Raw genomic sequence first — 14,044 nt, 5'->3', positions numbered from 1 at the left:
TCAGAATTCTCTTAAGCTCTTGTACTGCCGTCCATTTTTATCAAAATTTTCAGGAGCCAGCCATGCTTCCAAACGAGCTTTGACTTGAGGCCAGTCCTTATCAATCATAGAGAGCCAATCCGTATCCCTCGTGCGTCCCTTATAAACGACTGCCTGGCGGAAGGTTCCTTCATAGATAAAGCCCAAACGTTCCGCAGCTCGTCTGGATGGCAGATTTAGAGCATCGCATTTCCACTCATAGCGACGATAGTTAATCTCCTCAAAAACATAGCGAGCTAGGAGATATTGAGCCTCTGTCCCTATACGTGTTCCCCTGAGTTCTGGAGAAAAAGTGACGGCACCCACTTCTATTACTCGGTTATTCTGGTCAATGCGCATGAGAGAAAAAGTTCCCAAAGCCTTACCAGTTGCCTTGTCTATAATCGCATAGTAAAAACGGTCCTTACGAGCCAACATCTGATTTAAGACGGTAACCAGTTCCTCCATATCTGCCACTGGCTCCTGAAAGAGGTAGGTCCACATCTCCCGAGGAGTATCGGGTCCATAAACAGCTAGCAAATCCTCTTCATGCTTTTCCACCGAAAGAGCCTCTATCCGAGCGTAGCGCCCTTCTAAGGAATCAATGGAAGGCAATTCACCTGGAGTATAACCTTCCATTGACTCACCAATCATCTGACCATATTCGTTTACTGGCATCGTTTTTCTCCTTGTTTTACACTGAAAATACTATATCCTAAATTGCTCTATATGGAAACTAGCGTTCTCCTCAAACCTCATCCTCAACACTACATTAGTGATTCGTTTTCTTTCTTTTATCTTCTAAGGCTTGATTAATTCGTTGGGTTAGTTTGTGAGTTTGCCAGATCTGGTACAACCATATCAGTCCATAAATTAATAAGAAAAAGAACCAAAGCAAGGGACTCAACAATGCTGAACCCCAGCCAAAAAATAGGTAGGTCAATACTAAAATAGTAGCTGTCGCTAACAAATGAACTCCCACACGCATACTATAAGCAAGAAACTCTAGCCTTTCAAGGATTAAGGTCAATACCCCCATAATTCCACTCATCAAAAACAAAGCTAGAATATTTTTTGTCGTTGGTGCGGGATAGGTAATACCTGAATAAAACTGAGCCAATAACACCAAACTCAAATAAACAAAGGAGGCCGTCCGCATTCCCGATACAAAATAAGCAATCAATCGCTTCATGATTTTCTCCTATAAACCTAGATAATCCATTAAGGACTTAACGTATTTCCGACTCACACTCGATTTGATACCCCGAGTCATCTTAGCCATCATGTTCCCTGAAAAGCTATCCGATAATGACTCTAAATGGTCAATGTTTATAACTGAATGACGCGATATCTGTATAAAGTTACGTCGATTAATTCGATTCTGAAAGTTTGTCAATGTTTCCTTAGTTTTATAAATCCCGTCTACCGTATAAATGGTCAACAAATTCTTATCGATATCTGCTAGAATAAGATCCTCAATTTTCACCATAACCAGATGATCATCCGTTCGAATAGGAATGACCACCTGATTAGTCGTTGAAAATTGTTCTAAATACTCCATGACCTCTCTTGCTTGGTCGGTTAACTGAGCTGCCTGAATTAAAATGTGTGGGTCTTTTTCTGAAAACTCTGTCTTCATTTCAAAACGAATCTTCATTTTCTCTCCAATACATCTTTATTTTCTCTTGCTAAACACTTTAACAAATAAAAGCCAAAGAAGAATAGCGACGAGACTGATAATAACCACTATAAAGTATGTTTCTTCCTTTGTCAATAGTTCTTGCCAGTTGATTTGGATTCCCATTTTTTCTTGAAATTCCTGTAACAGACTGTTATTTCCTGAAAATGCGGTCTCTAACTGCTCTTTCATCAAGACTTGTCGATAGAGAGAAGCAATATAAGTTGCAGGGGTACATTTCATGAAAAGCTGTGCAGAATCAGGTAATACTCCAATGGGGATATAAGTTCCTACTAAAAATCCAGAAGCAGTTCCCACTATCGTTGCCAGTTTACCAAGGCTATCTACAGATTGAAAACGGTAAATCAAGAGAACATTTACCAAACTTGAAAGCAGACTGCTTAACAACATAATCAAAGCGATTTCCGGTAAATGACTGATAACTGGGCTCTCTTTAAAATAAAAACTCATAACAGCAAACATAAACACCTGCATGACAAAAGAAATAACAATACTACTGATTAGATAGGACGCCTGTAAGCCCCAGTTACCTAAATCAGTCAAGTATAGATCTTGATCCACTTGATTTTCGCGGTCCTGAACCATTTGTTTAAGAGCCGTAAAACTGGTTGTCATCCCAGTCACAGCCAAGGTCCCACCCATCAGCCAGTTATTTAAAAGGTTCGTACTATTAGGGAGTTGGGCCCAAGAATCCGTCAAATTCTTCTGCAAAAAAATGATATAAAGGAGAAAGGAAATCAATGCCCCCAATAATGAGAAAAATACTCCCGAACGATTACGAAAATATAAGATAAAATTCCGTTTCAATAAAGCTAGCATTAGCGAACCTCTCTTCCTGTAAGTGCAATAAAGGCATCATCCATAGTACCTGGGCGAAACTCAAAAGAATCAATTTCTTCTCGAACTTTTGCCAAATATTCAATGGCTTCCTGTGACGTCCTTGGATAAAAAAGATATTCCAACTCATTTTCTTCCTCTACTGTCATTCCAGTCTGTAGCAGCTTTTCTAAATCCTTCATTTCCTTAAAACGAATTTTTAGAATATTAGATGCATACTGACTTTTAATAGCAGTCGCAGAACCTTGCGCAATCACTTTCCCATGATCAACGATATAGATCTGATCCGCTTCATCTGCTTCATCCAGATAATGAGTCGTTAAGATAATAGTCATCCCTTCATCCTTTTGTAGTCGATACAGTAGATCCCAGATGGATTTGCGAGTTTGAATATCAAGACCTGTCGTTGGTTCATCCAAGAAAAGAATATCTGGTCGCGAAAGAAGAGCACGCGCAATATCAACCCGACGTTTTTGTCCACCTGACAAGGTTCCATAGAGTTGTTTCTGGAAAGCCGTCAAACCCAGTTGATGGATCAAATCATCCACACGGCTTGCTGCAATCTCCTTATACTGCTGAGCACGAGTCGTGAGATTTTCCCCAACCGTCAACATCTCATCCAGTACACTAGCTTGAAAAACCACTCCGATTTTCGTATTTGGCGCATATCGAATCTGACCTTGTGTCGGCTTTTTCAAACCGATTAACATGGAAATAGTAGTTGATTTCCCTGCACCATTGGGTCCCAAAATAGCATTGAAACTTCCTTTTTCAAACTCTAACTGAATATCATCGACGGCCATATGATTACCGTACCGTTTAGTCAAATGTTTCGCTTGTAAAATCATATTTTTTCCTCCTCTTTACCACACTAGTTTAACAAAAAGAATGAAAGAAAAATCGACTTTTGAGATAAGCAGTTAAAATGAAAGGCCAAGTGGTAAAATAATGGGGCTAAGTTAAAGTGGTGCAGGCTGCAACCGTTTTTCTACCATCGAATCACTAGAGGATGTTGAAAAGCACTTATAACCATACATTATATTTTTAAACATACGCTATAAAAGAGATGTTTTATAGCATCCGGCAGAAAAATCCAAGAGTCAATAGTATTGTTCTCGCTAAACCAAACAATAAAAAATGAATCAGAAATCATGGCACGCACTCCCTTCTAGTGAAATGAAAATGCTGAATGGGGCAGGATTGAATTTGAAGCAAGCAAGTATGGTCCTGAATTTGAAACTGCCATTAACGATAAGTCTATCTATTAGGAAAGAAATCTTCAATACAAGCAAAAACAGCTCTTGTTATCCAAGAAGAGCTGTTCTATTTTATGAAAGAGAGAGTCACTAGTGCCCCTTGTGCTTCTCTCTACGTTTTTGCTGTTTGCGTTCAAATTTCTCTTGCTTGAGCAATTGCTTTTGGAGACTAGACTGTTGTTTTGAATGCTTTTTTCGTTCCTCAAACTGCAACTGTAAAAGTTCTTGTGACTTAGAAGAAACTTTCTGCTTCACCTGTTTCTTTACAGCTCGCTGCAGACGCTTCGGATTCTTAATCTTCACATGCTGTTTGACTGTTGCCTCTGGACTAAAAGATAACCGAACAAACTGAGTCTGTAAAAGTTTCAAAATTTCATCCTCTTTTGGTTCCTGACCAAATGTCACTCGACAAACTTGATAAGTTCCCTCGTACTCTTGTTCAAACAATCCATGCCAAAATCCATCTTCAAAATAAACTGTCAAGCCAATTGAAACGATTTCCACGACAGCACCTCCTTAAATCTATCCCTAAGAATGGACAACCAAGGAGGAAGGTTACTGATAGGCTTGCCTACGTCTGGACTACCAACCAGAACTGTGTTTTTATCTTAGTTGGGACTATTATAGCACGGTTCAGCACTATCTACAAATTTTTCAAATGTGTATCAAAAAAATTTATCGTAGCAAACCAAGAGTCTACACTTTCTTTCATTAATAAGCGCCAATCTTTTCGATAACGATGATTCGGTTGATAAGCAACCGTCAACATATGCCCCGTTTCATGGTATTTTTTAAACAAAATGGATTTCCCTTTATAATGTGAAATAATATCATCTATCGCGGATGACGCATTCCATATTTCATCAACATCGCTTCCTAGTAATAATAAAGGAGAGGCAATTTTACTCACATCAATCTGAGCCCTACTATCTTCAGGAATATGTTTTCCAAAAAACTTGTTTAACAAATAATTTCCTAGTTGAAATTTTTGATACGGAAGTTCTTTTTGCAAATATGTCCAAGAAGATGAATGAGAGTTGAGTTTTCCCTTTATTCCCTCAAATATTACATTTGAGGGGGAATTGAGTACCAAACATTGCACATCATCCAAAATACTTTGTCCAGCCAGAACAAGCTCGGCTCCTTTAGAGCGACCATATATTCCTATTTTTGTATTATCAACTTGAGGATGATGATATAGAAAATCTTTCGCTTCCTCCAGATATTCTATCGGAATTCGTTCTAAATTTTGGGGTAATCCCTCTAAACCAAAATAAGCTATCGCAAGACAAATATAGCCTCTAGAAGATAAAAGTTGGGCAATGTTCTGAGCTTTTTCAATTCTTCCCTCACTACCACTAACAATAATCACGGCTGGCGCCTTTCTTAACTTTTCATCATAAAATAAGCGACCTTGAAAATGCTTATCATAAATATCTTGATACCTTATTCCCAGATTCATATAACGCCTTACAAAATTTTGCTCCGCGACCACATCTTTCCCCAGCTTGATTTTAATTTCAACACCAAAACGATCTCGCAATGGAATTCTATCAAGAGAACTGGGTAATCTCCTTTTCCTATTCTTCAACGGTTTCGCATTAAAGAATAGGCCCATTCCTGAAATCCCTTTATAAGATCCCGAAATAGATGCTATCTGAGAGGTATCAATCATACCGCCCTGATCAGACAAAAAAATTGCGGTTGATTTCCACATAACATCATGATCTAAAAGCAAGGGAGCATTTATACAGTAATAATCAGATAGGTACATTTCTACACAATACCTTGTCCTTGGTTCTAAACCATTGATAGTAATATAAAAAGATTCATCTGCTAAGTCAGTTTGTGAAATCAGTTCAATGTTTACAGTCATATCTTCTCCTTTTGTTAATATGCTTAACAACCAAATTTAAAATTTACCGTGACTTTTACCACGGTAATTTCCCCCATACCTTTTCAATATCATCCATCAATTTCACAACTGTCTGAAGCTCCTCCTCGCTATAGTTGTTTAAAACTGAAAAGATTGATTTTTCAATATATGCTTGTTGCTCCTTATGGATTTTAAAAACTTCGATGCCTTTTTCAGATAATCTCAAATATTTATTTTTCCCATTATTCGGAGCAAAATCAAAAACAACTAAATTTTTTTGAATTAATCTCCTAACACTTTGAGTTATTGCACTTCTCGAAACTTCTAATAATTCAGATAATTTTACTAGATTTAGGGGCTGATTTTGCCCAATCACAACAATCAAATGTACCTCATTCAACGTAATGGATTTGTCAGTACTAATTTTATGTTGATTTTTTTTTAACTGTTCAAATGCTAAAATAAATCTATTGAAACGATTATTAAATGTAATAAACTCTTTTTTATCCATAATCTCTCCTTTCTTTGTTAATCATATTAACAAAATAGAAACTTCCTGTCAAATAAAAATCCTCCAGATTCTACTCTGAAGGATTCCTATCTTATTTCACAACGATATTAACCAATTTAGTTGGCTCAAAAAGTTTAGGGAACTGTTTGAGGTTGCAAATGAGCAAATAAATTGGTTATTTCACCACAATATTCACAAGCTTGTTAGGGACACTAATCACCTTCACGATTTCCTTACCGTCAATTTCTGCTTTAACTTTTTCATCCGCTAGAGCGATTTCTTGCAATTCTTCGCGTGACAGGTCTTTAGCGACCATGAGTTTGGCACGAACTTTACCTTTGATTTGGACGACGATTTCGATTTCGTCTTCAACCAATTTACTTTCATCCCATGTTGGCCAAGCTACGTAAGAGATGGACTCACCTGTTGCTGCGACTGTTTGCCAGAGTTCTTCTGCCAAGTGAGGTGCAAATGGGGCAATCAATTGGATAAAGCCTTTAGCATAGCCCACATAGAGTTTGTCTTCCTTGTTAGCTGCATTGACAAAGACCATGAGTTGAGCAATAGCTGTATTGAATTTCATAGACTCGATTTGCTCAGTGACGGCTTTGACTGTTTCATTGTAGATCTTGTCAAGAGCACCATTGTTTTCCGCAGCAATTTCTTTACTTGTAATCAAACGGTAAACACGGTCGAGGAATTTACGGCTTCCTTCCAGACCTTCTTCTGACCAAGCAATCGAAGCGTCAAGTGGTCCCATGAACATTTCATAAACACGAAGGGTATCAGCACCGTATTGTTCCACAACATCGTCTGGGTTGACAACGTTCTTGAGTGATTTAGACATCTTGGCTGGTGCTTGCTCCAACTCTTCTCCTGTTTCTACATGGAAGAAGGATCCGTCACGTTTTTCAACCTTGTCAGTCGCCACAAGAGCCCCACGGTGGTCACGGTAGCTTGTTCCCAAAATCATCCCTTGGTTAAAGAGTTTTTGGAATGGCTCTTTAGTAGGTACAACACCGAGGTCATAGAGGAATTTGTGCCAGAAACGAGCGTAGAGCAAGTGAAGCACAGCATGCTCTGCACCACCCACGTAGATATCTACTGGCAACCATTGTTTGAGAAGGTCCTCATCAGCCAATTTCTCAGTATTGTGTGGGTCAATATAACGAAGGTAGTACCAGCTTGAACCAGCCCATTGTGGCATAGTGTTTGTTTCACGACGACCTTTGACGCCATCTTCACGAGTTACTTCCAACCAGTCACTCAAGTTAGCCAATGGGCTTTCACCAGTACCTGAAGGGCGGATGTCCTTGGTGACTGGCAAGACAAGTGGCAATTCACTTTCAGGAACAGCTGTTGAAGTCCCATCTTCCCAATGAATGATTGGAATTGGCTCACCCCAGTAACGTTGACGGCTAAAGAGCCAGTCACGGAGACAGTAGGTGACTTTTTCTTGACCGCAGCCTTTTTCTTCCAACCAAGCCACAATCTTAGCAATAGCGTCTTCTTTGTTAAGGCCATCTAGGAAGTCTGAATTGACATGAAGACCATCTTCTGTGTAAGCAGCTTCTTCAACGTTTCCACCTTCAAGCACTTCTACGATTGGAAGGTCAAATTGTTTGGCAAATTCCCAGTCACGTTGGTCATGGGCAGGCACGGCCATGACAGCACCTGTTCCATAGCTAGCAAGAACATAGTCGGCAATCCAGATTGGAATTTCCTTGCCATTGACAGGATTGATGGCATAAGCGCCCGTCCAAACCCCTGTTTTTTCCTTGGCAAGGTCTGTACGAGCCAAGTCAGACTTGAGACTAGCTTGGTGTTTGTAGTCCGCTACACCCTCAGCTTGTTCAGCTGTTGTGATGGCATCTACCAAGTCATGCTCAGGAGCCAAAACGGTGAAAGTCGCACCGAAAAGCGTATCAGGACGAGTAGTAAAGACGGTAAATTCCTTGTCAGTCCCTTTCACTTTAAAAGTGACATTAGCACCAGTTGATTTCCCAATCCAGTTACGTTGCATTTCCTTGATAGACTCTGGCCAATCCAACTCATCCAAGTCATTAAGCAAGCGCTCTGCATAGGCCGTGATTTTAAGCATCCATTGGCGCATTGGTTTGCGGACAACGGGATAGCCACCACGCTCAGAAGTTCCATCAGGAAGCACTTCTTCGTTGGCGATAGCTGTTCCTAGTTCCTCAACCCAGTTTACCGGTACTTCCGCTTCATAGGCCAAACCTTTTTCGTAAAGCTTGGTGAAGATCCACTGAGTCCATTTGTAGTAGTTTGGATCTGTTGTGTTGACTTCACGATCCCAGTCGTAAGAAAATCCAAGCGCATTGATTTGACGTTTGAAGTTAGCAATGTTTTCTGCTGTGAATTCCGCTGGGTCATTTCCTGTGTCCATAGCGTACTGCTCAGCTGGCAAACCAAAGGCATCCCATCCCATTGGGTGAAGGACTTTGTATCCTTGCGCACGTTTGTAACGGCTGAGGATATCGGTTGCTGTATAACCTTCTGGGTGTCCTACATGCAATCCAGCTCCTGAAGGATATGGGAACATATCGAGAGCATAAAACTTCGGTTTTGATGCATCTGTTCCTGTCTTAAATGTATGATGTTCTGCCCAGTAGCCCTGCCACTTAGGCTCAATTTCTTTATGATTGTAAAAACTCATGGTCTCTCTCCAATTTTATGATGTTACTATTATACCATTTTCAAGAGATTTTTACAGATGAAATCATGAAGTTTCCATTGATACCTATTACAAAACATACTCTAACTATTTCCTTTTAATTGACCACCAAAATTGAAAGTTGTATAATGCTAGCTGGAGGAAATAATCATGGATTTACAAACTATTTTTGCATATGGGTTCATTCTCATTTTCATCATCACAGAAACGTGGATTAAAAGGAAAACAAAATCAAACAATGAAAATAACTCTGAAGACAAAGGAAGTCGTTACATCATTATTGGTAGTGTTGTTTGTTGTCTTCTATTAATGAATGAACAACTTCTACCTTCTATAGCTCAATTGCCACATTTTTTGATCTATATTGGAATTCTCCTTTCTCTAGCCGGCTTTATATTACGTATCTATGCAGTTAATTATCTTGGGAAGAATTTTACACTTGCTGTTCAAACAACAGATAGTCAACAGTTGGTAGAAGCAGGTCCCTACTCTATAGTAAGAAATCCTGCCTATACTGGTAGCATCGTATCCATACTTGGCTTGTCAATTGTTTCATTAAATCCTCTCACAATTATTATTTGTCTCATTCTATTGGTAGTTGGTTACAGTATTCGATTAAAGGTAGAAGAAAAAGCCTTACACAATCATTTTGGAAAAGCATATGAAACATACTGTCAAAAGGTTCGCTATCGAATTTTCCCTTATATTTGGTAATTTCATTCAAATATAACATACCTTTCAACTAGATTTGACTGATTACTAAACATGATAAATATTTCTTTGATGAAGGATTGAGTTTTGCGTTATACAAGATTCAATCCTTTTAGTTTGATTTCACTCTGTTTATATCGGATGCCACTATATTGGACTTTGGGATTTCTTCAAAACGATTCTAACCTTCCTTTCATAACATCTCCCAAAAATTTTTACTTTTTTGGAACTATTGATTTAAATCATATCCTTTAACTCAAAATTAGCTCCCACTTGGAGCTAACTTCTATCAATTTTTTATTTCTTCCATCTTCTCACGCCCTAGTTCTCGGTAACTACGGTCACCGACGACATCGACTGTAAACTGGCCGTTCTCGTATTCTAGGATGGTCACACTACCATTATCCAAGCCATGTGGGTGCATGCCATTGATGAGGTAAACCATCGTACCAATAGTCATCCCGTGACTCACAACGAGAGCATTGCCCCCTCCGTGTTCTTCCATTTCTTTGGCAATCGTTTCAAAACCTTCTCTGATACGACCACTGAGTTTTTCCCAACCTTCTGCCCAACCAGCAGTATCAACTTCTACCAAGCCTTCAGCTAGCTCTGCATAGGATAACTGATGAACATGATCCACCTTGAAAACACGAGGAATAACCCCCATAAAGAGGTCTCCATCATAGGCCCCATCAAAACTACCAAAGCACCACTCACGGATTCGCTTATCCATACGGTAAGGGATTTTCCCTTGCAAGCCAAGTTCTTCTAGGATAATTCCCATGGTTTGAATAGTACGCCCTGAATCACTGGAATAAGCTCGGTCAAATTGTAAACCAGACTCTCTCAAGCCAACTCCTAGTTCATGGATTCCCAACTCACCTTCTGCGGTTAGAGGCGTATCACTCCATCCTTGAGCACGTCCAATCGTGTTAAACATCGTTTTCCCATGACGGACCAAGTACAATCTTACTTTAGACATTTTCTATCCTCCATTTCTTCTATTATATCATGGATCAAAGAAATATTCGGCTTTCAAAAGTAAGGCCCATTCTCTTAATTTTTCCACAAGAAAAGCTACCCTCATGGTAGCTTCCCTAGGAGATTATTATGAAAAAGTTTAGGATTTCTATTAAATAAAGTTAGGAGGTCTTTATTTAATGATTATAGTATACACAGTCATCCTTAAACTCAACTTAAATCCTCTCTCTTTTTTATTAATTTTTAAAACTATGGATTGGCGCAGGAATTTGGCCACCGCGAGAGATGAAATCAACAGACGAAGCCCCGTTAACCTTCATAACTGGAGCTGTCCCTAGCAAGCCACCAAACTCAATCATATCGCCTTCTTTTCCCTTTGGAATAATACGGACAGCCGTTGTTTTCATGTTAATAACACCGATTGCCGCCTCATCCGCAATCATAGCCGCAATGGTCTCAGCAGGCGTATCTTCCGGAATGGCAATCATATCCAGCCCGACAGAACAGATAGCTGTCATGGCTTCTAGTTTCTCTAAATTCAGAGAGCCATCTTGCACCGCAGCAATCATCCCCTCATCTTCAGAAACGGGGATAAAAGCACCTGACAAGCCACCGACTTGGTTACAAGCCATCACTCCGCCCTTCTTAACTTGGTCATTCAAAAGAGCGAGGGCAGCCGTCGTCCCATGCGTACCAACTGTTTCTAATCCCATTTCCTCAAGGACACGTGCCACGGAATCACCAACTGCAGGAGTAGGCGCCAAGCTTAGGTCGACAATTCCAAAGTCAACACCAAGGCGTTCACTCGCCATTTGCCCAACCAACTGACCGATACGAGTAATCTTAAAGGCCGTTTTCTTGACTGTTTCCGCTACTACATCAAAGCTCTGTCCACGAACTTTTTCCAAGGCACGCTTGACAACACCAGGGCCCGAAACTCCAACATTAATGATAACATCTGCTTCACCAACACCGTGGAAAGCGCCGGCCATAAAAGGATTATCCTCAACGGCGTTAGCAAAGACGACCAACTTAGCCGCACCCATATCTGACAGCGCAGCTGTTTCCTTAATGATACGTCCCATATCAGCGACCGCGGTCATGTTGATACCTGACTTGGTCGAGCCAATATTAACAGACGAACAAACCTTGTCTGTCTCAGCTAGAGCGCGTGGGATAGAATTGATGAGAATTTCATCTCCTTTTTGGTAGCCTTTTTGTACCAAAGCTGAGAATCCACCGATAAAGTCAACACCAATCTCCTTGGCAGCCTTGTCAAGAGCCTTTGCCAAAACGACATAGTCCGTCGCATCAGTCGCAGCACCAATCAAGGAAAGCGGAGTCACCGATACCCGTTTATTAACAATAGGAATCCCAAGTTCTGCAGCAATTTCATCTCCCACAGCCACTAGATTTGCAGCTTTAGTGGTGATTTTTTGGTAAATTTTTTCAGCAGCACGTTCAATATTTGGATCAATACAGTCCAAAAGGGAAATCCCCATGGTGATGGTTCTGATATCGAAGTTCTGCTCTTCGATCATGGCAATGGTTTCCGTAACTTGTCTAATATCCATGATAACCTCCTAGATATTGTACATAGCGTCAAAAATCGCTGCACTTTGAATATTGATTTTAACATTCAAGGTTTGCCCAAAACTTTCAAACTCATTTCTAAGAGTGGTAAAATCCTGCTTTTCGTCACTAGAAACGACCGCCATCATGGTAAAATATTCATCCAGTACTGTTTGAGAAATATCGTCAATATTCAAACCCAACTCTGCAATCTTAGTAGACACACCTGCAACAATGCCAGTCTTGTCCTTGCCAACCACTGTAATAATAGCCTTCATCTTTAGACTCCCATTCTACGATTATTAGAAAACCTGAACGTTTTTGATTTTCTTTTTCCTTAGTATAGCATATTTCCGTAAAAAATACTAAAAAACGCCTGCTTACGAAGTTGTTCTTAAACAAAAAAACAATTTCGTAAACAAGCGTCTACCCTATCAAATGATGATGAGTGTTCCCGCTAGGACCGAAGTCCCAGCGGTAGACCAGAGCTAGACTAAGAGCACAAGACTCCATCATCATAACACTCAACAAAATTGATGATTTTATACTAATTCGATGATCGCCATTGGCGCAGCATCACCACGACGTGGTTCAGTTTTAAGGATACGAGTGTATCCACCGTTACGTTCAGCATAACGAGGTGCGATTTCTGAGAACAATTTTTGAAGTGCTGTAGTAGAAGTGTACTTATCAGTTGCTTCATCATAGTTTTCAGATGCGATTTCATTACGTACGAAAGCAGCTGCTTGACGACGTGCATGCAAATCACCACGTTTACCTAGAGTAATCATTTTTTCAACAGTTTTACGGATTTCTTTAGCACGAGCTTCAGTTGTCACGATTGATTCGTTGATCAAAAGGTCAGTTGTCAAATCGCGAAGCATTGCTTTACGTTGTGAGCTAGTGCGTCCTAGTTTACGGTAAGCCATGTATTCCTCCTTTATTTATCTTTTAATCCAAGACCCAAGTCAATGAGTTTGAGTTTCACTTCTTCCAAACTCTTGCGTCCAAGATTTCGTACTTTCATCATCTCTGCTTCAGATTTTTCTGTCAAATCATGCACAGTATTGATACCGGCACGTTTCAAACAGTTGTATGAACGCACAGACAAGTCCAGTTCCTCAATCGTACGATCCAAAATACGATCGTCAGATTCAGTATCAGCTTCTTTCATCACTTCAGTTGACTTAGCAATCTCAGTAAGATTTGTAAACAAATCAAGATGTTCTGTCAAGATACGTGCTGAAAGCCCTAAAGCATCTTCAGGAATAATTGTTCCATTAGTCAAGATTTCAAGGGTTAATTTGTCAAATCCATCATTGCTACCTACACGAGCAGGCTCTACTTGATAGTTGACTTTTGTAACTGGTGTATAAATAGAATCTACAGCAAGTGTTCCAACTGGCGCATTATCTTTTTTGTTTTCATCAGCAGGTACATATCCACGACCACTGTTAACAGTCATTGTCGCTTTTAGAGAAGAACCTTCACCAATTGTAAAGAGATAATGATCTGGATTTACAATCTCAATATCACTGTCAGTCAAAATGTCTCCAGCTGTAATTTCAGCAGGACCTTCAACGTCAAGTTCAATAATTTTTTCGTCTTCAACGTATGATTTCACTGCAATCCCTTTAATGTTCAGAATGATTTGCATCACGTCTTCACGAACACCTGGAACTGTATCAAACTCATGTAACACACCATCAATGTTGATAGATGTCACTGCTGCTCCTGGTAGAGAAGCTAGTAGTACACGACGAAGAGAGTTACCAAGAGTTGTACCGTAGCCACGTTCAAGTGGTTCGATTACAAACTTGCCATAATCTTTATTTTCATCAATTTTTGTTATATTTGGTTTTTCAAACTCAATCATTTAGTTACTCCC

Annotated in this window: 15 protein-coding genes; 1 reads left to right on the top strand and 14 read right to left on the bottom strand. The window is 39.8% G+C overall.

Annotated features, from left to right (window positions below; genetic code table 11):
* The 9 genes from FOA33_RS01260 to leuS form a co-directional block, all read right to left on the bottom strand.
* Positions 1–696 carry a GNAT family N-acetyltransferase gene (locus FOA33_RS01260; RefSeq protein WP_221160369.1) on the bottom strand — a complete coding sequence of 232 codons (696 nt, stop codon included), beginning with the start codon at positions 694–696 and terminating at the stop codon, positions 1–3.
* A gap of 94 nt (positions 697–790) precedes the next feature.
* Entirely contained in the window at positions 791–1,210 is a 420-nt protein-coding gene (locus FOA33_RS01255; protein WP_000825486.1) for a DUF3021 domain-containing protein, read from the bottom strand.
* Positions 1,211–1,219: 9 nt separating this feature from the next.
* Positions 1,220–1,675 carry a LytTR family DNA-binding domain-containing protein gene (locus tag FOA33_RS01250; protein WP_000701938.1) on the bottom strand — a complete coding sequence of 152 codons (456 nt, stop codon included), beginning with the start codon at positions 1,673–1,675 and terminating at the stop codon, positions 1,220–1,222.
* Positions 1,676–1,693: 18 nt separating this feature from the next.
* Positions 1,694–2,536 (bottom strand): ABC transporter permease, encoded by an 843-nt coding sequence (locus tag FOA33_RS01245; protein WP_221160368.1) that lies wholly within the window; start codon positions 2,534–2,536, stop codon positions 1,694–1,696.
* Entirely contained in the window at positions 2,536–3,402 is an 867-nt protein-coding gene (locus FOA33_RS01240) for an ABC transporter ATP-binding protein (protein WP_221160367.1), read from the bottom strand. The genes FOA33_RS01245 and FOA33_RS01240 overlap by 1 nt, the downstream gene beginning before the upstream one ends.
* Before the next feature lie 498 nt (positions 3,403–3,900).
* Positions 3,901–4,314 carry a YjdF family protein gene (locus tag FOA33_RS01235; RefSeq protein WP_000407103.1) on the bottom strand — a complete coding sequence of 138 codons (414 nt, stop codon included), beginning with the start codon at positions 4,312–4,314 and terminating at the stop codon, positions 3,901–3,903.
* 139 nt (positions 4,315–4,453) lie between these two features.
* Complete coding sequence (locus FOA33_RS01230) at positions 4,454–5,686, bottom strand: acyl-CoA thioesterase/bile acid-CoA:amino acid N-acyltransferase family protein (RefSeq protein WP_221160366.1); 1,233 nt, start codon at positions 5,684–5,686, stop codon at positions 4,454–4,456.
* 55 nt (positions 5,687–5,741) lie between these two features.
* A complete protein-coding gene (locus tag FOA33_RS01225) occupies positions 5,742–6,197 on the bottom strand; it encodes a MarR family winged helix-turn-helix transcriptional regulator (RefSeq protein ID WP_221160365.1) in 456 nt (151 codons plus the stop codon).
* 175 nt (positions 6,198–6,372) lie between these two features.
* A complete protein-coding gene (gene leuS / locus FOA33_RS01220; protein ID WP_221160364.1) occupies positions 6,373–8,874 on the bottom strand; it encodes a leucine--tRNA ligase in 2,502 nt (833 codons plus the stop codon).
* Between the two features lie 168 nt (positions 8,875–9,042).
* On the opposite strand from leuS, the gene FOA33_RS01215 reads away from it, so the two are divergent.
* On the top strand, positions 9,043–9,606 hold the full coding sequence (locus tag FOA33_RS01215) for a methyltransferase family protein (protein WP_221160363.1): 564 nt from the start codon (positions 9,043–9,045) through the stop codon (positions 9,604–9,606).
* 286 nt (positions 9,607–9,892) lie between these two features.
* Here the strand turns inward: FOA33_RS01215 and FOA33_RS01210 are convergent, their stop codons facing one another.
* From FOA33_RS01210 to FOA33_RS01190, 5 genes are all read right to left on the bottom strand, one after another.
* A complete protein-coding gene (locus FOA33_RS01210) occupies positions 9,893–10,585 on the bottom strand; it encodes a histidine phosphatase family protein (protein WP_084867797.1) in 693 nt (230 codons plus the stop codon).
* Positions 10,586–10,820: 235 nt separating this feature from the next.
* Positions 10,821–12,158 (bottom strand): PFL family protein, encoded by a 1,338-nt coding sequence (locus FOA33_RS01205; RefSeq protein ID WP_221160362.1) that lies wholly within the window; start codon positions 12,156–12,158, stop codon positions 10,821–10,823.
* A 9-nt stretch (positions 12,159–12,167) separates the two neighbouring features.
* Complete coding sequence (locus tag FOA33_RS01200; protein ID WP_000644134.1) at positions 12,168–12,434, bottom strand: ACT domain-containing protein; 267 nt, start codon at positions 12,432–12,434, stop codon at positions 12,168–12,170.
* A gap of 264 nt (positions 12,435–12,698) precedes the next feature.
* Entirely contained in the window at positions 12,699–13,085 is a 387-nt protein-coding gene (gene rplQ / locus FOA33_RS01195; protein WP_000331493.1) for a 50S ribosomal protein L17, read from the bottom strand.
* An 11-nt stretch (positions 13,086–13,096) separates the two neighbouring features.
* Positions 13,097–14,032, bottom strand: coding sequence for a DNA-directed RNA polymerase subunit alpha (locus FOA33_RS01190; RefSeq protein WP_000568984.1), 936 nt, complete (start codon positions 14,030–14,032; stop codon positions 13,097–13,099).
* Positions 14,033–14,044: the final 12 nt, after the last annotated feature.

It is taken from the genome of Streptococcus cristatus, from assembly GCF_019685515.1.
GTDB lineage: Bacteria > Bacillota > Bacilli > Lactobacillales > Streptococcaceae > Streptococcus.
This window is presented reverse-complemented; position numbering and strand designations above follow the sequence as displayed.